This window comes from Halobacillus sp. ABH2_015, from assembly GCF_056158945.1.
This window is the reverse complement of record NZ_JBSWUG010000002.1, coordinates 2,634,607-2,655,302: the sequence shown is the minus strand read 5'-3', so window position 1 is coordinate 2,655,302 and position 20,696 is coordinate 2,634,607. Positions and strand designations below refer to the sequence as shown.

Sequence of the window (20,696 nt, the reverse complement as noted above, 5' to 3'; positions counted from 1 at the left end):
AAAAAAGGAGCCTGAAAACGCACAGAGATTAGAAGAGACGCTAATAGTTGTGCGTTTTTGGCAGGGATCCGCTGAAGATCGGAAAGGAGCGGGCACATGACGGAATTTATGGGTGAACTGATCGGTACGATGATCTTAATCATTTTTGGAGGCGGTGTCATAGCCGGAGCGAACTTGAAAGCTACAAAAGCGGAAGGGAACTGGGTGCTTATTACAATTGCCTGGGGCCTTGCTGTTGCCATGGGCGTGTACGCGGTTGGAAGCGTTACAGGCGCTCATATCAATCCGGCAGTAACACTTGGGTTTGCTGTTGTCGGAGATTTCCCGTGGGCGAAAGTCCCACTATATATCACCGCGCAGATGATGGGGGCTTTTATCGGAGCAGCCATCGTGTTTTTCCATTACCTGCCTCATTTCAAAGATACGGAGGATCAGCTGGCTATCAAATCCATCTTTTGTACGGATCCGGCCATACGCAGTCCTATTTCCAATCTGGTAAGTGAAATGATCGGTACTTTTGTACTCGTGATGGGGTTATTATTTATTGGGGCCAATGATTTCACAGACGGCTTGAATCCGTTGATCGTCGGCTTGTTGATTGTGGCCATCGGGATGTCCCTTGGTTCTACAACCGGTTATGCGATCAACCCTGCGAGGGACCTTGGGCCGAGAGTGGCGCATGCGGTTCTTCCTATCCCCGGTAAGGGAGGATCTGATTGGGGGTACTCCTGGATTCCTGTGGCCGGCCCGGCTATCGGCGGAATGTATGGCGGATTATTTTATCAAGCCATTTTCCAGGCGGAGTATACCATATGGTTTTGGATAGGATCCGCGGTTGTTGCCGCTGTCCTTCTCAGTTCCATGAACATAGAATTAAAAAAAGTGAAACAAGCATAAAGGGAGAGATTTACCATGGGAAACTATATTTTATCAATTGATCAGGGTACAACGAGCTCGCGGGCCATCCTGTTCAACCGCGATGGAGAAATTGTTGAAACCGCACAGAAGGAATTTCAACAATACTTTCCAAAAAGAGGATGGGTGGAGCATGATGCCAATGAAATCTGGACATCTGTGCTTGCCTGTATTTCCGATGTGCTCCGCCTTGCGGATGTAGACGCCGGGGACATTGCTGGAATCGGTATCACAAACCAGCGGGAAACGACCGTCGTGTGGGATAAACATACAGGAAAACCGATCTACAAAGCCGTCGTCTGGCAGTCCAGACAGACGCAGGGCATTTGTAACGAATTGAAGGAGAAGGGACTGGAAGATACCTTCCGTGAAAAGACAGGTCTTCTCCTTGATCCTTACTTCGCAGGAACGAAAGTGAAATGGATTTTGGACAATGTGGACGGAGCAAGAGAAAAAGCCGAAAACGGGGACCTGCTGTTCGGAACGATCGATACGTGGCTCGTATATAAGCTGTCCGGCCAGAAGGCCCATGTTACGGATTATTCCAACGCTTCCCGTACGCTTATGTACAACATTTATGATTTGGAATGGGACAAGGAGCTCCTGGAACTGCTGAACGTTCCAGAAAGCATGCTTCCTGAAGTGAAAGAGTCCTCTGATGTCTATGCTCATACCATTGATTATCATTTCTACGGAAAAGAAGTACCGATCGCAGGGATTGCCGGGGACCAGCATGCGGCTCTGTTCGGACAGGCCTGCTTTGAAAAAGGAATGGCTAAAAATACTTATGGCACCGGTGGGTTCATGTTAATGAATACCGGGGAAGAACCTGTCAAGTCCAATCACGGTCTGCTTACAACACTGGCCTGGGGGCTGGATGGTAAAGTCGAATATGCTCTGGAAGGCAGTATCTTCGTTTCTGGTTCAGCCATCCAGTGGCTCCGTGACGGTCTGCAGATGATCGAATCTTCTCCTCAAAGTGAAGAGGTTGCAGGAGAAGTGAATTCTGCTGACGGTGTGTATGTGGTGCCGGCCTTTGTTGGTCTTGGAACACCGTATTGGGACAGTGAAGCGCGCGGAGCTGTCTTCGGTCTGACACGGGGAACAACCAAAGCCCACTTTGTAAGAGCAACGCTCGACTCGCTGGCCTATCAAACGAAAGATGTGGTCAATGCTATGGTGGAAGACTCCGGTCTTGAATTGAAAACGCTCCGGGTGGACGGCGGTGCTGTGAAAAATAATATGCTGATGCAGTTCCAGAGTGACCTGCTTGATGTGAACGTGGAACGTCCGGAAATCAATGAAACGACAGCGCTTGGAGCTGCCTACCTTGCCGGTCTTGCAGTTGGTTTCTGGGAAGACCGCCGTGAAATCGAAAATCAATGGAAGGTGGAGCGTGAATTCCAGCCAAGTATGGAGGAAAAGAAAACGCAGACACTATATAAAGGATGGCAGAAAGCTGTGGAAGCTACCCGGGTCTTCAAGCCTGAAGAATAAATCTTTGACACGTGTCCGCTCTCTGATATAATAAAAGTACAAGTTGATGGACACGGTCGGAGACGCGGAGAGACCACGAAGCTTTATGCACAGCATAAGGAGTTTCGTGGTCTCTTTTTTTATGCCACAGTGTCTAAAGAACATTCCCACACATAACTTTCGACATTTTCGGGAATATCCGTACCAGACCATTAAATGAAGACAACGGAAGAAGGAGAGATCGATATGCAATCATTTTCAAGCTTGGAAAGACAACGTCAATTTGAACGCTTGACTCAGGAAGAGTGGGACGTACTCGTCATCGGGGGAGGAATTACCGGCTCTGGAATCGCACTGGATGCGGCCAGCCGCGGCATGAAAACAGCGGTTGTTGAAATGCAGGACTATGCAGCCGGAACATCCAGCCGCTCCACGAAGCTCGTACACGGCGGCCTGCGTTACTTGAAGCAGTTTGAAGTTAAAATGGTGGCAGAAGTAGGAAAAGAGCGGGAGATCGTATATGAAAACGGCCCGCACGTAACCACTCCAGAATGGATGCTGCTTCCATTCCACCAGGGCGGAAACTTCGGCCCGTTCTCTACGAACATCGGCCTGCGCGTCTATGATTATCTTGCTGGTGTTAAGAAATCCGAACGCCGCTCCATGATGAGTGCGGAAGAAGCCCTTAAGCGTGAACCTCTCATTAAACAGGACGGCTTAAAAGGTGCTGGGTATTACGTAGAGTACAAGACAGATGATGCCCGTCTGACTCTTGAAGTCATGAAAAAAGCAGTCGAATATGGTGCCAACTCTTCCAACTACTCCAAAGTCGTGGACTTTATCTATAGTGATGAAGGCAGAATCGTTGGAGCAGTAGTGGAGGATTTAATCACAGGAGAACAGTATAACGTGAAAGCGAAGAAAATCATCAATGCGGGCGGTCCATGGGTGGATGAGCTTCGTGAAATCGATGGCTCCAAGAAAGGGAAAACCCTGCAGCTGACCAAAGGTGTTCACCTTGTATTCGATCAGTCTGTATTCCCGCTGAAGCAGGCGATTTACTTCGACAGTCCGGACGGTCGTATGATTTTCGCTATCCCGAGAAACGGTAAAACGTATATCGGTACAACGGATACGGTGTACGATCAGGATATTTCCCACCCGACGATGACGGAAGAAGACCGCGATTATATTATCAAAGCAATGAACTATATGTTCCCGACCGTCAAAGCGACGAAAGAAGATGTGGAATCCAGCTGGGCCGGCCTTCGTCCTCTTATTCATGAGGAAGGCAAAGATCCATCTGAGATTTCCCGTAAAGATGAAATTTTTGTTTCTGATTCCGGTCTGATTTCCATGGCTGGTGGGAAGCTGACAGGTTACCGTAAGATGGCTGTGACTGCCGTGGATCTTGTCCGCGATCAGTTGATGGAAGAAACCGGCGTCCGCTATTCTGATTCCGAGACGAAGCGCATGGCTATTTCCGGAGGAGAAGTTGGCGGTTCTAAAGGATTCAAGCAGTTCAAGGAAGAACGCTTGAAAATCGCTGAATCCATTGGTATCGATAAAGAGGAAGCAGATAAACTGATCCAGCTTTATGGTGCCAACGTGGATAAAGTGTTCAATAACTTCCAAAACCGTAAGCAGGAAGCGGAGAACGAAGGCATCGATCCAATCGTCTTTGCTCAGCTTGCTTACGCGCTTGAAGAGGAAATGACCTTCAAACCGGTGGACTTCTTCGTCCGTCGTACCGCGGCCCTGTTCTTCAACATCCAATGGGTACGCGATCATAAGGACAGCGTTATTGACTACATGGCTGAATCCTTAAACTATACAGATGAGCAGAAGAAAGAATATACCGAGCAGCTTGATCAGCTTCTAAAAGAAGCCGTTACGCCTATTGAATATGTATAAGTAATCAAACCCGTCCTCTCCGGAGGACGGGTTTTCAAGTTCTCGGGGAAATCGGTGCTGCGAATTCATCAACCGACAAATGCACGGCCTCGGAATGGCCTTATTTTCATAAGCTAACAAGCAAACGGATTCTATGGTACATTCTCCGCCAAATGTCACGCAGGATTTTTCCATTGGATTCAAAAATCTTCCCGTATTGTTTGATAGATGGGGAGGAGGATGCATACTCCTTTCTTCTTCCTGTCCTCTTATAAGACCAGTTTTTTCTGAAACTTTTTCCTTGTTTGCTGCGTAGAACATAGAAAAGGGGGAAAAGGTATGATGGACATTCGGTCATTGATATTGAAAGATGCGGGAAGACAGTTGATCACGGGTGGGGTTCTGCTGGTTTTGGGTATGTTCTTTCTTTTTTCCATCCTATTATACCAGGAGGCATCCTTTATCCTTTCTCTTTTTTACTTCCCCTTGTTCTTTGTAACGGGAGCAGGATTGTTTGCAACGGGTATACAGGATTTCAAAAAATTACGGCATACGACAATCCAGACTGCGGAGTTCGGTCCTGAATACACTTATCCCCTTTTTCCGAAGCGCATGTACCTTGGGCAGCAGGATATTAGAAATGATCAAGCTGGTCTTTATGATATGAATGGGGAACGATATGCACGGGCGGAGGAAGAACACCATTGGAAGTATAAACCGGCCGCTGTCATTTCAAGCTGGCTTTCTTTTCCTTCTATTAAATCAGGTTCTTTTGTTTGTAAAGATGATTATGATGCGTCCCAGTACCGCCTTGAGAAAAAGGGCGGCTTCCAATGGCGCGGTTATATTCAGAACGAAGCCGGCAGGTATACGGCTTATACGAAAGTGTGGAAAGGGACGGATGGAAAGCGGATCATCGGTTTTATTGAAGGACCTAACCTCCGGTGGCAGCTTAAAGGAGACCGTTACCTCGGCTGGTACAAGGTGACAGATGAAAACGGCAGGATCTGGGCGGAGATTAAGCAGGGAGCTATTCCGACCGAAGCGGCCGACCGTTTCGGGAACATGCCGGGTTTTATCATAGAATGGTCTGTAAGGGAGCAGGTTCCTTCCTCCCTTGTTGCTTTTCTATTTTTATTTCAATACGGGAATTATTAAACACCAGCCAACGCTGGTGTTTTTAATTTCCAAAATTTTATAGTTGAAGGTGACGTTAACGTAAATGGTATAGTGTAATTGTTGGAAAATTCATTCAATGAGAGGCGCTGCAGATGAGAGACGGACTGTCGATTAAGGATGTAGCTGACACGTTTGATGTAACGAAGCGGACGATCCGGTATTACGAAGAGATCGGCTTAATCAGGCCGGAACGGAACCTCCAGGGACGGAGGGTCTTCTCCACGGGGGACCTCACAAGAATCCGACTCATATTCCGTGGCAAAAAGTATGGCTTTCATCTGGAAGAAATCAAGGAAATGATCGAACTATTTGATCAAGACCCTTCCGGAGTGAGCCAGTTGGAAAGGACCATGTCTTACGGGAGGGAAAAGATGGAGGAAGTGGACATCAGGATCCGTGAATTATCGGAATTAAAGGAGGAAATGGACACTTGGATGGCAAGGTTTGAGCAGGAATTGAGGGAGCGGAGAGGAGAATCGCTGTGAATGTATCAGAAATGCTGGCTTATCAGGCAAGGAAATACCCGGATAAAGATGGATTGATTTCACCCGATCGACGGTTGAGCTATAAGGAATGGGATGAACAGGTGAATCAGATGGCCCGCGCCTTTATGAGACTTGGTGTAGAACGGGGGGATAAAATTGTCATTCACATGCCGAACACAATCGAGTTTATCGTGAGCTACTTTGCAGCTCACCGGGCGGGAGCGGTGGTCGTTCCCATTCATGCCCGGCTGATAGAGAAGGAAGTTTCCTATATTTATGATCACAGTGATGCAGTCGTCCTGCTTACACATGAACAGACGTGGCCACAAGTCAAAGGGCTTGCAGAAGACAAAGTGGGAACCTTTATTAAAACCGGGGTGTCCCGGGGGAACTGGCTCTCCTACTCCGCTCTTCTGGCTCAGGAAGAGGGGGTGGAAATCGTGAATGATGCCTCTGAAGAGGAGGAGGCTTCCATTTTGTATACGTCGGGAACAACCGGGACGCCAAAAGGAGTAGTATTTACGCACAAAAACATAGTAAGCGTTTCCATTATGATGGCCATCGAAATGGAGATGAAAGCTTCGAGCCGGATTCTTCATATGATGCCACTCAGCCATTCCGCTCCGCTTCACTTGTTTTTAACCGCAGGTACCTATGTCGGAGCTGCTCATGTTACAGCCCCATCATTTACGCCTGATCTTTTGCTGGAACTCGTATCCAGAGAGAAAACGACGCATTTCTTCGGGGCGCCTGTCGCCTATTTAATGACAGCGAGACATCCGGATGTTGCTGATACAGACATGAGCTGGATGAAACACTGGATTTATGGAGGGGCGCCGCTTTCCCGTACGGAGGTGGATTTCATACAAGAACAGTTGGACACAGAGAGCCTGTACTGTGTATATGGATTAACAGAAGCCGGTCCCAACGGTACTCTTCTGCTTCCGTCAGAGCATGAAAGAAAAGCAGGCAGTATCGGACAGCGTGCGGCTCTCAACTGTGAAATGAAAATCGCCCGTGACGATGGGCAGGAAACCGAAGCGGGAGAGGTGGGCGAAATCTGTCTGCGGGGAGATGGGGTTATGAAAGCCTACTACAAAGACCCGGAGCTCACCAGAAAAGTCATTCAGGACGGATGGTTGAAAACCGGTGATCTCGCAGTGCGGGATGAGGAGGGGTATGTGTGGGTGGTCGATCGTAAGAAAGATATGATCATCTCGGGAGGTGTCAATATCTATCCGCGGGAAATTGAAACCATCCTCTTACAGCATCCCCTCATTGAGGATGCGGCGGTGACGGGCGTCCCTCATCCCGACTGGGGTGAAACGGTGAAGGCTTTTATCGTTTCGCACGGGAGGATCGATGAATTGGAAGAGGAATGCCGGGGGTTTCTTGAAGACCACTTGGCAGGGTATAAAATCCCGCGGTTGTATGAAGAAGTGCAGGAGCTGCCCCGGAATGCCACAGGCAAGCTGTTGAAGCACAAGCTTCGAGAAGAAAATCAACAGGTTCAGGGGGACCGGTCATGAATTTTTTTGTAAATGACGAAAATCTTCAGCATGTACTAAAGCAATCCTGGAATGAACCTTTTCAGGAATGGGCCTTCCCCAAGCTGGAAAATTACGGCGCGTTGTGTGCTCACGACATTGATGAGCGCGCGGCGTACACGGACAGAGATGGGCAGCCTGTTTTGATTAAGTATGACAAGATGGGGCGGGACATTTCCTATGTGCGTCTCAACGAAGGGTACTTGAAGACTGTTCAGGATACCTACAACACGGGTATTGTGGGTTTTGTTCATAAACAGATTCCGGAACTGGGTGTGCCGGGGGATTACACGTATTCCTTTGCACTCGGTTACCTGCTCTCCCAGGCAGAGCCCGGCTTTTATTGTCCGGTCACCCTTACAATGGCTACTGCCTATTTAATCGATCATTACGCTGATGACCAATTGAAAGCTGAGTATCTGCCTCACGTCCTATCCACAGGAGAGGTGGACCTTTTTGAAGGAGCGACTTTCTTAACCGAGCGCCAGGGAGGGTCGGATGTTGGGGCGAATGAAGTCAAGGCCGTGAAGGAGGGGGACGTCTACCACCTTTATGGAGAAAAGTATTTTGCCAGTAATGCCGGTGCCTGTGGCGTCGCTATGGTTCTGGCCAGGATGGAAGGTGCACCGAAGGGGACGAAAGGATTGAGTCTGTTTCTCGTGCCCTGGCGGGGCGGGGATGGACAGTTGAACGGCATTCAAATCCGCCGTTTGAAAGACAAACTCGGAGTCCGGGCTGTTCCATCAGCCGAGGTGGAATTTGCAGGAGCCGAGGCTTACTTAGTAGGAGAGGCGGATAGAGGGTTTTATTACATGATGGAAGCCTTGAACCTTTCCCGGATATGCAATGCTGTGGCTTCGATTGGAATTATGCGCCGCTCAGTCACCGAATCCCTTGCCTATGCGAAAGAACGGGAGGCGTTCGGGGGCAGGCTGATTGACTACCCGATGATTCAGGACACCCTTTCCACTATGACAGTGAAACAGGAAGTAGAAACGCGGGCGGTGTTTCACATGATCCGTGCCTTTGACCGCATGGTTCATGCTCCAGAACACCGTCCGGAAGAAGCGGTGCTGAACCGGCTTCGGATTGCTGTATTAAAAAAGGAATCAGCAGAACAGGCGGTTCACTTTGCCCAGGAAGCCATTGAACTTCATGGAGGCAATGGATATATCGAAGATTTTGTCACTCCACGGCTGCTCCGCGACGCCCAGGTGCTTACAGTCTGGGAGGGGACGGCGAACATCCTCGGCCTTGAGGTTCTCCGGCTGTTCCATAAGTATCAGGCCCACCAGCTGTTTTACGACGAGCTTAAAGCACGAATGGATGTCTTGGTAGAAGATGAGGATGTCCGGGCGGTCGACGGATACTTGGAAGATTTTCATGAAGAAGCCATCCGGATGATGCAGATGAAGGAACGGGAGCAGACCCTTTACAGCAAACGCCTCGCCAAAAGGATGGCTCTGCTCTATGAAGGGGTCACCGCGCTGGAGATGAAAAGAGAAGGCGGACGCACAGAAAAGGCCGCCGGCTTGTATCTCCATCTGCATTTTCACCGCGAATCAAACGTGGAACATCCATTGGTCCTTCAGTATGCAGATGATCTGTTATACCGGACGGCCGTCAAACCTTAAACAGACAGTCCCCTCTTACAGGGGGCTGTTTTTCGTTGGGCGGCTGAACCGGTTTTTTTCAAAAGATTCTGTTATGATAGGGAAGAATGTATTCGGGTAGGAATTCTTGTTTGACGCGCAATCTTTATCATGTTAGCATATTAGCAAGCTAAAGGATTTGATGAAAGGATGGGTTCCATTGGTCAAACGTCTGATGTTTGAAAAACCTTTGGGAATGCGGGACACGCTTCCCTTTTTTTATAAACAAAAATCAAAAGCAAGAAGAAATTTATCGGAAACGATCCTATCTTACGGCTATTCGTTTATGGATACGCCGATTATGGAATATCACGATACCGTCGGTCAGGTGAGTGCCACACTTGATCAGCAGCTGTTCAAGCTGCTGGACCAGCAGGGGCATACCCTTGTGCTCCGTCCGGATTTGACGGCTCCCATTGCGCGTGTGGCAGCTTCTCAGCTGAAAAACAGCGAGTTCCCTCTCCGTCTGGCCTATGACGGTCCGGTCTTCCGTGCTCAGCAGGCAGAAGGAGGAAAGCCTGCTCAGTTTGAACAAGTGGGAACAGAACTCATTGGCGATCATTCTTCCTATGGAGACGCAGAAGTGATTGCTCTTCTTGTTGAATCCTTAAAGCAGACGGGGCTGGACGACTTTGTCATTACGGTCGGACACATCGGGTACGTCAAAGCCTTTTTCAACGATCTGCTTGGAGATGATCAGGAAACGATTGATGAGCTGCTGAACTACCTTTACCGAAAAAATTATGTCGGCTATAAAGAAGCCGTCAAATCCCTGGATGCCCAGGCGGATAAAAAACAATCCCTTCTCCAGCTGCTCACGCTGAAAGGCGGAGAAGAAATCTTTGAATACAGCCGCTCGCTTGCCCGCAATCAGTCCTGCATGCAGGCAGTGAATGAATTAAAACAGCTTCACAAGCTTCTGGAGCAGTACGGGGTGCAGCAGTACATTCAGTTTGATTTGAATCTGATCAGTCATATGGATTATTACACCGGGGTCCTGTTTGAAGGCTACGCCCCTCACCTGGGAGCGATGCTCTGCAATGGCGGGCGCTACGATACTCTCCTGCCTTCTTTCCAACTCAATGCATCGGCAACAGGGTTCGCCATTCATTTGGAGCGTTTAGTGGAAGCCTTGGATGACCAGGAGGACGAAGATGAGCGCATGGCTGTCATTGTGGACGATGACTCACACAGCCGCGGCATTGAAGAAGCGAAGAAATACCGACGGGAAGGATACGCGGTCCTGCTGCAGCACGTGGATCAGATCCCTGATATCCAAGCTTTCCAGCAGGAGCTTTCCAAAACGGTTGATTTAACGAAAAAAGGAGGGAAATCAAAATGAGTAAGCCTTTGACAATTGCCATGCCGAAAGGGCGAATCTATAAAGAAGCAGCGGCTCTTATGGAAAAGGCCGGCTATGAACTTGGAGCCGACCTCGATGATTCCCGTAAATTGATCCTTGAGTTTCCGGACCAGAACATCCGGGTCATGATGGCTAAACCGATGGATGTTGTCACGTATGTAGAATACGGAGCGGCTGATATCGGCATTGCCGGTAAGGACGTCCTTTTGGAACAGGACCGGGATGTCTATGAAGTGCTGGACTTGAAAATCAGCCCATGCTACGTAGCGGTTGCCGGTCTTCCGGATCAGCCGCTGAGCCGGATTGCACCTAAAATTGCAACCAAATATCCGAAGGTCGCCTCCGATTATTTCCGTGAACAGGGGGAGCAGATTGAAATCATTCCCTTGAATGGATCGATTGAGCTTGCGCCATTAATCGGACTTGCGGATCGTATTGTCGATATCGTATCCACCGGGCGGACATTGAAGGAAAACGGCCTTGTCGAGTATGAAAAGATTGCCGATATTACTTCGCGTCTGATCGTGAACCCTGTCAGCTACCGGCTGAAAAGTACAGAGATTGAACAGATGGTTACCAACTTAAGTGAAGTGATGGAGGGGATCCGGACATGAGAATCATCAATAGAACGGACCTGCCTTCGTTAAAGCGCAGTGTTGACCAGGGGACAGAAGAGCAGCGGAAATCTGTCCAAAACATTATTGCCCGCGTGAAACAAGAGGGTGACAAGGCTGTACATGCCTTTACAGAACAGTTCGACAGAGTCACGCTTGAGAAAATGAAAGTGACAAAAGAAGAGTTTGAACAAGCCTATGAATCCGTCGATGGAGAGTTTGTCAGCATCCTGGAAGAAGCGGCGGCTAACATCCGCTCCTTCCATGAGAAACAAAAAACCTCCTCATGGTTCGATACGAATCCAGATGGAACGCTGCTCGGGCAGAAGATTACACCGATCGATGCTGCCGGCGTTTACGTGCCGGGGGGAACAGCAGCTTATCCATCTTCAGTATTCATGAACGTCATTCCTGCTCAAGCAGCCGGCGTGGAAAAGATCGTCATGGTAACCCCGCCCGGGAGAGACGGGCAAGTGCCTGCCGGTGTGCTGCTTGCAGCCCACATCCTCGGCGTGGAACATGTGTATAAAGTGGGGGGAGCCCAGGCGGTTGCCGCTCTTGCCTATGGTACGGAAACGATTCCGGCTGTCGATAAAATCACAGGACCGGGGAATGTTTTTGTAGCCCTTGCCAAGCGGGAGGTGTTCGGGGATGTCGATATCGATATGATTGCCGGACCGAGTGAAATCGCAGTGCTCGCTGATGAGACAGCGAAAGCAGAAGAAATTGCTGCTGATCTGTTGTCCCAGGCGGAACACGACGCCCGCTCCTCCAGTGTCCTTGTAACGACAAGCTCGAGACTTGCAGAGGACGTCAAAGAAGCGGTGCTGGAACAGGTAGAGAAGCTTCCACGGAAAGAAATTGCAGGAAAGAGCGTCGAAGACTACGGGATGATCGTTTTGTGCAGGGATCATGAAGAAGCGGTTGCGGCCGTCAATGAAATGGCGCCGGAGCACCTTGAAGTGATGACCGCATCGCCTTTTGATGACCTCGGGAAGATTAAGCATGCGGGAGCGATCTTCCTCGGTCCCTACAGCAGTGAGCCGGTGGGGGATTATTTCGCTGGACCGAACCATGTCCTCCCGACCAACGGGACAGCCCGTTTTTCCAGCCCGCTGAATGTCGATGATTTTGTGAAAAAATCGAGTATCATTTCCTACAGTGAACAGGCCTTGAAGACGAATGCAGACAAAATTGCCCGCTTCGCCAGACTGGAAGGCCTTGAAGGCCACGCCCGGGCCGTCGAAATCAGAAAGGAGCGCTGGACATGACAGAACAACGCAATGCCAGCATTGAACGAAAAACAAGAGAAACAGATATCAGCCTCGATTTCACGATCGACGGACAAGGGAAGGCGGATTTGGACGTACAGGTTCCCTTTCTTTCCCACATGCTGGAGCTGTTCACTAAGCACGGCCTCTTTGATCTGACGGTCAGAGGCTATGGAGATGTGGAGGTGGACGACCACCATTTAACCGAGGATATCGGCATCTGCCTCGGCCAGACGCTGCGGGAGGCGGTAGGCGATAAATTCGGAATGAAACGCTATGGATCGATGACTCTTCCGATGGATGAAACGCTCGTCACGGTAGCCGTTGACTTAAGTGACCGCCCTCATCTGGAATGGCGTGCAGAACTTCCCAAAGACCGGGTAGGGACCTTTGATACCGAAAATGTCCATGAATTTTTCTGGAAGCTTGCGGTAGAAGCAAGAATGAATCTGCATATCGTCCTTCACCACGGACACAATACCCACCACATTATTGAAGCCATGTTCAAAGCCTTGGCACGTGCGCTGGATGAAGCTACACAGATTGATCCACGGGTACAGGGAGTGCCGAGTACGAAGGGGAGTTTGTAAACATGATCGGTGTGATTGATTACGGCATGGGAAACCTCTTCAGTGTTTCGAAAGCACTGGAGCGTTTGAATATTGAATACAAAATCGGGGACCGACCTGATCAGCTTCACGGATGTGACGGCTATATCCTGCCTGGAGTGGGAGCTTTCCCTGATGCAATGAAAGCCTTGGCAGAGCACCAGTTTATCGGTTTCATCCACCAGAAAGTGGACGAAGGAGTGCCGTTGTACGGCATCTGTCTTGGCATGCAGCTGCTTTTTGAAAGCAGTGAGGAAGGCGGCTGGACAGATGGACTGGGTATTTTCCCAGGGACCATCCGCCGCTTTTCGGGAATCGATGAAAACGGCCGGGCCTACAAAGTACCTCACATGGGATGGAACCAGATGAACATCCGCCGTCCGGAAAAAGAGCTGTTGACCGATGTGGAGAACGAGTACGTCTATTTCGTTCACTCCTATGCGGCCGTCACAGAGGACGAGGATATTTTATATGCCACGGCGGATTATCACACCGACGTACCGGCCATAGTGGGACGGGACCACGTCGTGGCCAGTCAGTTCCACCCGGAAAAAAGCGGTCGTGCAGGGATGCAGCTGTTGGAAAACTTCTGCCGGATGATGTGCAGACAATAAGGAGGGGCACGAGATGAGTTTTACGATTTATCCTGCTATCGATATGCGCGGCGGAAAATGTGTGCGGTTGGAGCAGGGAGACTTTGATAAAGAGACCATTTATGGGGAAAATCCCTTTGAGATTGCCGAACAGTTCGCAGAAGCCGGAGCATCATGGATCCATATGGTGGATCTGGATGGAGCGAAAGAAGGATCCAGACAGAATGCTGAATTTGTGCTCCAGGCAGCCGGAAAACTGAACAGCCGCATTCAAATTGGCGGCGGTATTCGTTCTGAAGCAGATGTGAAATATTATCTGGACCAGGGTGTCGACCGCGTCATTATAGGTTCCCTTGCTGTCAGTGATATTGAAACAACGAAAGAGCTGCTGGCCGAATACGGCAGCCGCATCGCCATCGGGCTTGATGCAAGAGATGGGTATGTCTCCACAGCCGGATGGCTGGAGCAGTCGGAAATCAAGGCGGTCGATCTGGCGAAAGAGCTTGTGGAAGCCGGCGCCCGCACATTCATCTATACAGATATAGCTAAAGACGGAATGCTGGCAGGACCGAATACAAAGGAAATCGTCCGTCTGGCTGAGGAAGCCGGGGTGGATGTCATCGCTTCCGGAGGCATCAAGGACCTTGGTGATCTTCAGGAATTAAAACAGTACCGTGATCGGAATGTAGCAGGATCGATCGTAGGGAAGGCGCTTTATACGAACCAGTTCACCTTGGAAGATGCCCTCGATTTGGAGGTGGAGTAATGCTTTCCAAACGAATTATTCCATGTCTTGATGTAAAAGAAGGGCGGGTCGTCAAAGGGATCCAGTTTGTCGATATCAGAGACGCCGGGGATCCAGTTGAACTCGCCAAAGTCTATGATGAGCAGGGAGCCGATGAGCTCGTTTTCCTTGATATATCGGCCAGTCACGAAGGGAAGAAAACGATGATTGATGTCGTCCGCTCGGTCGCCTCCGAGCTTGCCATTCCTTTTACTGTCGGTGGTGGTATCCGTACACTTGAGGATATTAAAGAGACATTGAGAAACGGAGCCGATAAAGTGTCCTTGAATTCATCTGCCGTCCAGCGTCCTGAATTAATTACCGAAGGTGCCGATTATTTTGGCAGCCAGTGCATCGTCGTCGCGATTGATGCGAGATATGACGAACCATCCGATAACTGGGTCGTTTATACCCACGGAGGCCGGACGCCGACCGAGTGGTCTCTCACCGATTGGGCGCAGGAAGCGGTGAAGCGTGGAGCGGGTGAAATTCTGCTCACTTCCATGAACAAGGATGGAGAGAAGACTGGTTTTGACCTGCCGATGCTGGATGCTGTTCAAAACGTCGTAAGCGTACCGGTCATTGCTTCCGGTGGTGCCGGCTCCAGTGAGCATTTTTATGATGTGTTTACAAAGGTGGATGCGGATGCGGCCCTCGCGGCTTCCATTTTCCACTATAAAGAAACTTCTGTAGGAAACGTGAAACGTTACTTAAAAGATAAAGGGGTGCCGATCCGATGAACATCAATGAAGTGAAATTTGACGAGCAGGGCCTGGTACCGGCGATTGTCCAGGACGAGCGCTCAAAAGAAGTATTGACCCTCGCTTATATGAATAAGGAATCTCTCGAAAAAACACTGGAGATTGGAGAAACGGTCTTTTACAGCCGTTCCAGAAAAGAACTGTGGCACAAAGGGGAGACGTCCGGAAATACGCAGCAGGTGAGACAGATCAAGTATGACTGTGATCAGGACGCTCTGCTCGTGCAGGTGATTCCGGCCGGACCAGCCTGTCATACGGGAAGCTACAGCTGTTTTTCTGAAACACTGACCGGTGACCAGACAGAAGCAAAAGAAAACCGCTACGCCATTCTTGATGAGCTCCAGTCGGTACTTGCCGAGCGGAAATCTCTTCTACCAGAAGGCTCTTACACGTCCAAGCTTTTCCAGGAAGGTGTGGACCGGATTGCCAAGAAAATCGGGGAAGAAGCCGGAGAAGTGATCATAGCGGCTAAAAACGATGACCCGGCTGAGATGGCACTGGAATCTGCCGATCTGATTTTCCACCTGCTTATGATTCTGACAGACCGAGGTGTACCGCTAGATGATGTCCTGCGTGTGCTGGAGGAAAGACATTCCTAAGAGGGATTCCTTTTTTCTCCTATTTCTATCTTCCTATTTATGTTATACTGCATAATTAGTGAGATTTGATACGTATTAGGGGGACAGTCATGACAACATCAGTAAAAGGGACAGCGGCACGACAGAATACGAATGTTATCCCATTTCTGCCTTCAGGTAAGTTTTATTTTACCCATGGGATCCAGGCTTTCCAAAAGCGTCGTTTCAATGCCGCTGTCAAGTGGCTGAAGAAAGCTATCGAAGCCTCTCCCGAAGAACCTCTATACCCATGCCAGCTTTCAGTGGTCTACACGGAAGTTGGCTCTTATCATGCGGCCAACCAGGTGTTGACGGAAGTGCTCGCCAATTTCGGTAAGGAATACGTCGACTGCTATTACTTGATGGCGAACAATTACGCTCATCTTGGTCTGCTCAGTGATGCGAAAAAATACGTGGACACGTACCTCGAACAACCAGGTGATGGGGAATTTGAGGAAGCAGCTGAACAGTTAAAGGAAATGCTGGATTCGCTTGAGGAAGAAGAGGATGAGGACGAGTGGGCTTTCGAAGATGAAGATGAGCTTTTGATTTATCAGGAAACCGCCTTTTATCATTTGGAACAGGAAGAGTGGGAGCAGGCGCTTCAGCTTCTTGAAGAAATGATGGACATGTTCCCTGAGTTTACGATGGCGAAGCATAAATATGCCTTCGCTCTTTATATGAACGGCAGCGAGGAAGAAGCGGTGAACCTCGAGCGCTCGATTTTAGCTGAGGACCCCTCTGACATTCACAGCCACGTGAATCTTGCCGTATTCCATTTGAAAAATGGGCAGCAGGAAGAAGCGATGCATCATATCCATCAGCTGCGCAACGTCTTTCCTATGCACGATCAGCAGAAGCTGGCCGTAGCCGAGACACTGGCGCGCGCAGGGTTTTATCAGGAATCCATCGAACGGTTCCGGGCACTGAAGGATAGACAGGTTGTGAGAAGACGGGTGTACTACAAATGGTACAGCATCGCACTTTATCATACGGGGCAGCCGGCGAAGGCTCTTCAAATGTGGGAAAAGGGCTGCAGGCAGTTCCCTTCCATGGCTGAGGAAGGCGGGCCCTGGTCGGATCAGGTATAACAACCACGGGTAGAGGAAACAGCAGGGTCTTTCTCTCTGACCGGAAACGCTGAAGCAGATCTTTGCTGAAGAGGAGAAACTTTTCTTCGAAGGTCTGTTTTCGTATGTATGTGCTGCCATGATAGGATGCGGTCTGTCCCTGTCCTGCTGCGGCTTAAGAGCCTCCCGCTCCTCTTATAAGCACATTAATGGACGGTTTTCGTATGATTTACTATGATATGTACAGGAAACAACAAGTGATTTGGAATCATAAGGAGTTGAAGATAGATGAGTGAAGAACGTATTTATGATGTAATTATCGCTGGCGCCGGTCCCGCTGGTATGACAGCAGCCGTTTATACATCTCGTGCGAATCTGGATACGCTCATGATCGAGCGCGGAATTCCGGGCGGACAGATGGCCAATACAGAAGATGTAGAAAACTACCCGGGCTATGAAAGCATTCTAGGACCGGACCTTTCTAATAAAATGTTCGACCATGCGAAGAAGTTCGGGGCAGAATATGCCTATGGCGATATTAAAGAAGTGATCGACGGGAAAGAATATAAAACAGTGAAGGCAGGCAATAAAGAGTACAAAGCCCGTGCGGTCATCGTAACGACAGGTGCCCAGTACAAAGAACTCGGCGTCCCTGGTGAAAAAGAGCTTGGTGGACGCGGTGTATCCTACTGCGCCGTATGTGATGGGGCTTTCTTCCGGGATAAAGAGCTTGTCGTGGTCGGCGGCGGAGACTCTGCCGTTGAAGAAGGCGTGTACTTGACCCGCTTTGCGAGCAAGGTAACGATTGTGCACCGCCGTGACGAACTGCGCGCTCAGAAAATTCTTCAGGATCGTGCCTTTGATAATGACAAAATTGATTTCATCTGGGATACAGTTGTCAAGACCATCAATGATCAAGATGGGAAGGTCGGCAGTGTCACGCTTCATAACAGAAAAACGGATGAAGAATATGATTTCGATACCAACGGAGCTTTCATCTATATCGGAATGATCCCGTTGAGCCAGCCGTTCACAAGCCTTGGTATTACAAACGAGCAGGGCTACATTGAAACGGACGAAACTATGGAAACGAAAGTGCCGGGCGTCTTCGCAGCTGGAGACATCCGTGAAAAAGAACTGCGTCAGATTGTCACAGCAACAGGTGACGGCAGTATTGCAGCCCAGTCTGCACAGCACTATATTGAGAATCTTCTAGAGGAATTAAAAGTCGTCAATTAAAGATATTATATTTTAACGCTGATGTAACATCTGTGAAACATTCTTTTGTTACGCTGAAGATAATTAATTGACCCCCTTTTAATAGAGTTCGCTCTATAAGACACAGGTGCTCCTCATCTGTGTCTTTTTTTTATGATCAAGTCTTGAACGTTGTCTTTCTCACAAAGAGGTCCTTTCGGAAAATCAGCTCATAATATTGTTGCCTTGTGTGTATTCATTGTATAATGGGGAGAGATGCCCTCCTGACAGAAAATGAGGTGACGACGAACGATGCAGCGTGTAGCCAATTGTGTTTTACGTTCAAAAGACAAAGTATTGATGCTTAAAAAACCGCGCAGAGGCTGGTATGTAGCTCCTGGAGGAAAGATGGAACCAGGAGAAAACATTAAGGATTCAGCTGTGCGTGAGTTTAAAGAAGAAACAGGACTTGATATTGAAAACCCTGAACTGAGGGGATCTTTTACTTTTATTATGAGGGAAGAGGAAAAGACGGCTCAGGAATGGATGATGTTCACCTTTTATACAACGAGTTATACAGGTGAACTGCTTGAGGAAAGTGAAGAAGGTGAACTGGAATGGGTCCCTGTCGATGAAGTGCTGAACAAGCCCATGGCTGAGGGTGACCGTGAGATATTCAGACATATTCTAAGCAGTGATCACCAACTTTATGGAACATTTGTATATACGACGGATTTCAAACTGATCGATCAGGATCTGGATCCGTCATGACCTGACGAATGGGGAGCGATGGAGATGCATGTAGATGCAAACGAAACTCAGCTGGTAATTATTACTGGAATGTCAGGGGCAGGGAAAACCGTAGCTGTTCAAAGCTTTGAAGATCTCGGTTTTTTTTGTGTGGACAACCTGCCGCCTGCCCTACTGCCTAAATTCCTGGAATTGATGAAGGACTCGAGCAACAACATACAGAATGTGGCGCTTGTCATGGATTTGAGAGGGCGGGAATTTTTCGATGCGCTTTTTGATTCCCTGGACAAACTGGGGAAAGAAAACTGGCTGCAGGAGCATATTCTTTTCCTTGATGCAGAGGATCAATCCCTCGTTTCAAGGTATAAAGAAACACGCCGCTCCCACCCGCTTGCCAAAGAAGGGCTTCCTCTTGAGGGAATCCGTAAAGAACGAAAAATGCTTGATGAGCTGAGGGGACGTTCCCAGACGATCATTGATACCACTTCATTGAAACCGAAGGAACTGCGGGAGCGCATTATTGAAAGCTACCGACAGAAAGAGCAGCAGGTGTTTTCGGTTCAGATGGTGTCCTTCGGCTTCAAATACGGGGTGCCGATTGACGCGGATTTAATGTTTGACGTGCGTTTCCTTCCAAATCCCCATTACGTGGAGCAGATGCGTCCGCTGACAGGTCTGAATTCAGAGGTGTCCTCTTATGTGTTCAAATGGAGCGATACACAGAAGTTTCTGGAAAAGCTGAAGGATCTGCTTCAGTTCATGCTTCCCCAGTATAAACGGGAAGGCAAAAGTCAGCTTGTTGTCGCCATCGGCTGTACCGGAGGCCAGCACCGTTCTGTAGCTTTGGCGGAGCATCTATCCGAATATTTTTCAAGCGATTTCGTGACCCACGTAACCCACAGGGATATCGAAAAAAGGAAGGGTTTGTAATAGATGGATTCAAAGACGAAACCGCGTGTCGTCGTCATCGGAGGCGGCACCGGAATGCCCGTGCTCCTGCGGGGACTGAAAAAATTACCTGTTGATCTTTCAGCCATCGTAACGGTTGCTGATGACGGGGGGAGTTCAGGAAGACTCCGAACGGAAATGGCCATCCCTGCTCCGGGAGATATCCGAAATGTGGTAGCTGCTCTGTCAGATGCAGAGCCTATGCTGCTCGACTTGTTTCAGCACCGCTTCTCCAACGGCAACGGTCTTTCCGGCCATTCTATGGGAAATCTCCTTCTGGCAGCCATGGCGTCCATGACAGGGGATTTTTATAAAGGGATTAAGGAAATCTCCCGGGTGTTGAATGTCCGTGGAAATATCTATCCCATTGCCAACCACAGCATGAACCTTCACGCGGAAATGGAGGACGGGACGATCGTAACCGGCGAATCAAGCATACCCAAACAAGGAAAACGAATAAAACGGGTGTTTGTCAGTCCTACACCGGTCCAGCCGCTTCCGGAAGCCGTGGAAGCCATCCAATCGGCGGATTTAATTGTCATCGCTCCGGGCAGTCTATATACGAGCATCCTGCCGAACATTATCATTCCTGAAATCGGTCATGCGCTGAAAGAAACGAAGGCAAAAGTAACGTATATCTGCAACGTTATGACCCAGGAAGGCGAAACATCCGGCTATTCTGCAGGTGATCATATCCAGGCACTGGTTGATCATATCGGCCGTGACGTGGTACAGTCAGTAATTGTGCACAACAGACCGATTGATCAGCACGTCCGTAAAAAGTATGCCGAAGAAAATGCTGAACCGGTGATTTATGATATTGACCGGATCAAATCGATGGGTGTCCAAGTGATTGAAGAAGATATTATTGATCATGATAAAGTGATGCTGCGCCATGATACAGCTAAATTGGCGCGTCTTTTACATTCCATGCTCTAAGAAAGAGATTGTTGTTAGGAAAGGGGGGATCGGA

The 20,696-nt window shown here is 49.1% G+C and carries 20 protein-coding genes; all 20 read left to right on the top strand.

The window, feature by feature from the left end; genetic code table 11:
* Window positions 1–96: 96 nt before the first annotated feature.
* The 20 genes from ACXAD6_RS14085 to ACXAD6_RS13990 all read left to right on the top strand — a co-directional run bounded on the left by ACXAD6_RS14085 (window position 97) and on the right by ACXAD6_RS13990 (window position 20,662).
* The gene (locus tag ACXAD6_RS14085) at window positions 97–897 is read left to right on the top strand and encodes an MIP/aquaporin family protein (protein WP_474969391.1); all 801 of its coding nucleotides are present in this window, start codon (window positions 97–99) and stop codon (window positions 895–897) included.
* Between the two features lie 15 nt (window positions 898–912).
* A complete protein-coding gene (gene glpK / locus ACXAD6_RS14080) occupies window positions 913–2,412 on the top strand; it encodes a glycerol kinase GlpK (protein WP_474969390.1) in 1,500 nt (499 codons plus the stop codon).
* Between the two features lie 225 nt (window positions 2,413–2,637).
* A complete protein-coding gene (locus tag ACXAD6_RS14075; RefSeq protein WP_474970432.1) occupies window positions 2,638–4,305 on the top strand; it encodes a glycerol-3-phosphate dehydrogenase/oxidase in 1,668 nt (555 codons plus the stop codon).
* Window positions 4,306–4,623: 318 nt separating this feature from the next.
* The gene (locus tag ACXAD6_RS14070; protein ID WP_474969389.1) at window positions 4,624–5,442 is read left to right on the top strand and encodes a hypothetical protein; all 819 of its coding nucleotides are present in this window, start codon (window positions 4,624–4,626) and stop codon (window positions 5,440–5,442) included.
* Between the two features lie 113 nt (window positions 5,443–5,555).
* Window positions 5,556–5,948, top strand: a complete 393-nt coding sequence (locus ACXAD6_RS14065; protein ID WP_474969388.1) for a MerR family transcriptional regulator — start codon at window positions 5,556–5,558, stop codon at window positions 5,946–5,948.
* The gene (locus ACXAD6_RS14060; protein ID WP_474969387.1) at window positions 5,945–7,477 is read left to right on the top strand and encodes a class I adenylate-forming enzyme family protein; all 1,533 of its coding nucleotides are present in this window, start codon (window positions 5,945–5,947) and stop codon (window positions 7,475–7,477) included. Before ACXAD6_RS14065 ends, ACXAD6_RS14060 begins: the two co-directional genes overlap by 4 nt.
* Window positions 7,474–9,129 (top strand): acyl-CoA dehydrogenase family protein, encoded by a 1,656-nt coding sequence (locus ACXAD6_RS14055; RefSeq protein ID WP_474969386.1) that lies wholly within the window; start codon window positions 7,474–7,476, stop codon window positions 9,127–9,129. The genes ACXAD6_RS14060 and ACXAD6_RS14055 overlap by 4 nt, the downstream gene beginning before the upstream one ends.
* A gap of 178 nt (window positions 9,130–9,307) precedes the next feature.
* Window positions 9,308–10,489: an ATP phosphoribosyltransferase regulatory subunit gene (locus ACXAD6_RS14050; RefSeq protein ID WP_474969385.1), complete on the top strand. Its 1,182-nt coding sequence runs from the start codon at window positions 9,308–9,310 to the stop codon at window positions 10,487–10,489.
* Entirely contained in the window at window positions 10,486–11,124 is a 639-nt protein-coding gene (gene hisG, locus ACXAD6_RS14045; RefSeq protein ID WP_027956307.1) for an ATP phosphoribosyltransferase, read from the top strand. The genes ACXAD6_RS14050 and hisG overlap by 4 nt, the downstream gene beginning before the upstream one ends.
* Window positions 11,121–12,395 (top strand): histidinol dehydrogenase, encoded by a 1,275-nt coding sequence (gene hisD, locus ACXAD6_RS14040; RefSeq protein WP_474969384.1) that lies wholly within the window; start codon window positions 11,121–11,123, stop codon window positions 12,393–12,395. The genes hisG and hisD overlap by 4 nt, the downstream gene beginning before the upstream one ends.
* Window positions 12,392–12,985 (top strand): imidazoleglycerol-phosphate dehydratase HisB, encoded by a 594-nt coding sequence (gene hisB, locus ACXAD6_RS14035; RefSeq protein WP_474969383.1) that lies wholly within the window; start codon window positions 12,392–12,394, stop codon window positions 12,983–12,985. The genes hisD and hisB overlap by 4 nt, the downstream gene beginning before the upstream one ends.
* Before the next feature lie 2 nt (window positions 12,986–12,987).
* Window positions 12,988–13,617, top strand: coding sequence for an imidazole glycerol phosphate synthase subunit HisH (gene hisH, locus ACXAD6_RS14030; RefSeq protein WP_474969382.1), 630 nt, complete (start codon window positions 12,988–12,990; stop codon window positions 13,615–13,617).
* A gap of 13 nt (window positions 13,618–13,630) precedes the next feature.
* Entirely contained in the window at window positions 13,631–14,362 is a 732-nt protein-coding gene (hisA, locus tag ACXAD6_RS14025) for a 1-(5-phosphoribosyl)-5-[(5-phosphoribosylamino)methylideneamino]imidazole-4-carboxamide isomerase (protein WP_474969381.1), read from the top strand.
* On the top strand, window positions 14,362–15,120 hold the full coding sequence (hisF, locus tag ACXAD6_RS14020; RefSeq protein WP_474969380.1) for an imidazole glycerol phosphate synthase subunit HisF: 759 nt from the start codon (window positions 14,362–14,364) through the stop codon (window positions 15,118–15,120). The genes hisA and hisF overlap by 1 nt, the downstream gene beginning before the upstream one ends.
* Window positions 15,117–15,740, top strand: a complete 624-nt coding sequence (gene hisIE / locus ACXAD6_RS14015) for a bifunctional phosphoribosyl-AMP cyclohydrolase/phosphoribosyl-ATP diphosphatase HisIE (protein WP_474969379.1) — start codon at window positions 15,117–15,119, stop codon at window positions 15,738–15,740. The genes hisF and hisIE overlap by 4 nt, the downstream gene beginning before the upstream one ends.
* A gap of 89 nt (window positions 15,741–15,829) precedes the next feature.
* The gene (locus ACXAD6_RS14010; RefSeq protein WP_474969378.1) at window positions 15,830–16,849 is read left to right on the top strand and encodes a tetratricopeptide repeat protein; all 1,020 of its coding nucleotides are present in this window, start codon (window positions 15,830–15,832) and stop codon (window positions 16,847–16,849) included.
* 267 nt (window positions 16,850–17,116) lie between these two features.
* Window positions 17,117–18,067 (top strand): thioredoxin-disulfide reductase, encoded by a 951-nt coding sequence (gene trxB / locus ACXAD6_RS14005; protein ID WP_474969377.1) that lies wholly within the window; start codon window positions 17,117–17,119, stop codon window positions 18,065–18,067.
* A 270-nt stretch (window positions 18,068–18,337) separates the two neighbouring features.
* Window positions 18,338–18,796: an NUDIX domain-containing protein gene (locus tag ACXAD6_RS14000; protein ID WP_474969376.1), complete on the top strand. Its 459-nt coding sequence runs from the start codon at window positions 18,338–18,340 to the stop codon at window positions 18,794–18,796.
* A gap of 24 nt (window positions 18,797–18,820) precedes the next feature.
* Window positions 18,821–19,705, top strand: coding sequence for an RNase adapter RapZ (gene rapZ, locus ACXAD6_RS13995; RefSeq protein WP_474969375.1), 885 nt, complete (start codon window positions 18,821–18,823; stop codon window positions 19,703–19,705).
* Window positions 19,706–19,708: 3 nt separating this feature from the next.
* Window positions 19,709–20,662 (top strand): gluconeogenesis factor YvcK family protein, encoded by a 954-nt coding sequence (locus ACXAD6_RS13990; RefSeq protein WP_474969374.1) that lies wholly within the window; start codon window positions 19,709–19,711, stop codon window positions 20,660–20,662.
* The last annotated feature ends 34 nt before the right edge of the window (window positions 20,663–20,696 follow it).

What these genes read in the sequence shown, in the direction of transcription:
- rapZ (WP_474969375.1), top strand. Translation starts at nt 18,821, where the DNA reads ATGCATGTAGATGCAAACGAAACTCAGCTGGTAATTATTACTGGAATG.
- hisD (WP_474969384.1), top strand. Translation starts at nt 11,121, where the DNA reads ATGAGAATCATCAATAGAACGGACCTGCCTTCGTTAAAGCGCAGTGTT.
- hisG (WP_027956307.1), top strand. Translation starts at nt 10,486, where the DNA reads ATGAGTAAGCCTTTGACAATTGCCATGCCGAAAGGGCGAATCTATAAA.
- ACXAD6_RS14055 (WP_474969386.1), top strand. Translation starts at nt 7,474, where the DNA reads ATGAATTTTTTTGTAAATGACGAAAATCTTCAGCATGTACTAAAGCAA.
- hisH (WP_474969382.1), top strand. Translation starts at nt 12,988, where the DNA reads ATGATCGGTGTGATTGATTACGGCATGGGAAACCTCTTCAGTGTTTCG.
- glpK (WP_474969390.1), top strand. Translation starts at nt 913, where the DNA reads ATGGGAAACTATATTTTATCAATTGATCAGGGTACAACGAGCTCGCGG.
- ACXAD6_RS13990 (WP_474969374.1), top strand. Translation starts at nt 19,709, where the DNA reads ATGGATTCAAAGACGAAACCGCGTGTCGTCGTCATCGGAGGCGGCACC.
- trxB (WP_474969377.1), top strand. Translation starts at nt 17,117, where the DNA reads ATGAGTGAAGAACGTATTTATGATGTAATTATCGCTGGCGCCGGTCCC.
- hisF (WP_474969380.1), top strand. Translation starts at nt 14,362, where the DNA reads ATGCTTTCCAAACGAATTATTCCATGTCTTGATGTAAAAGAAGGGCGG.
- hisA (WP_474969381.1), top strand. Translation starts at nt 13,631, where the DNA reads ATGAGTTTTACGATTTATCCTGCTATCGATATGCGCGGCGGAAAATGT.
- ACXAD6_RS14065 (WP_474969388.1), top strand. Translation starts at nt 5,556, where the DNA reads ATGAGAGACGGACTGTCGATTAAGGATGTAGCTGACACGTTTGATGTA.
- ACXAD6_RS14085 (WP_474969391.1), top strand. Translation starts at nt 97, where the DNA reads ATGACGGAATTTATGGGTGAACTGATCGGTACGATGATCTTAATCATT.
- ACXAD6_RS14070 (WP_474969389.1), top strand. Translation starts at nt 4,624, where the DNA reads ATGATGGACATTCGGTCATTGATATTGAAAGATGCGGGAAGACAGTTG.
- hisIE (WP_474969379.1), top strand. Translation starts at nt 15,117, where the DNA reads ATGAACATCAATGAAGTGAAATTTGACGAGCAGGGCCTGGTACCGGCG.
- hisB (WP_474969383.1), top strand. Translation starts at nt 12,392, where the DNA reads ATGACAGAACAACGCAATGCCAGCATTGAACGAAAAACAAGAGAAACA.
- ACXAD6_RS14010 (WP_474969378.1), top strand. Translation starts at nt 15,830, where the DNA reads ATGACAACATCAGTAAAAGGGACAGCGGCACGACAGAATACGAATGTT.
- ACXAD6_RS14075 (WP_474970432.1), top strand. Translation starts at nt 2,638, where the DNA reads ATGCAATCATTTTCAAGCTTGGAAAGACAACGTCAATTTGAACGCTTG.
- ACXAD6_RS14000 (WP_474969376.1), top strand. Translation starts at nt 18,338, where the DNA reads ATGCAGCGTGTAGCCAATTGTGTTTTACGTTCAAAAGACAAAGTATTG.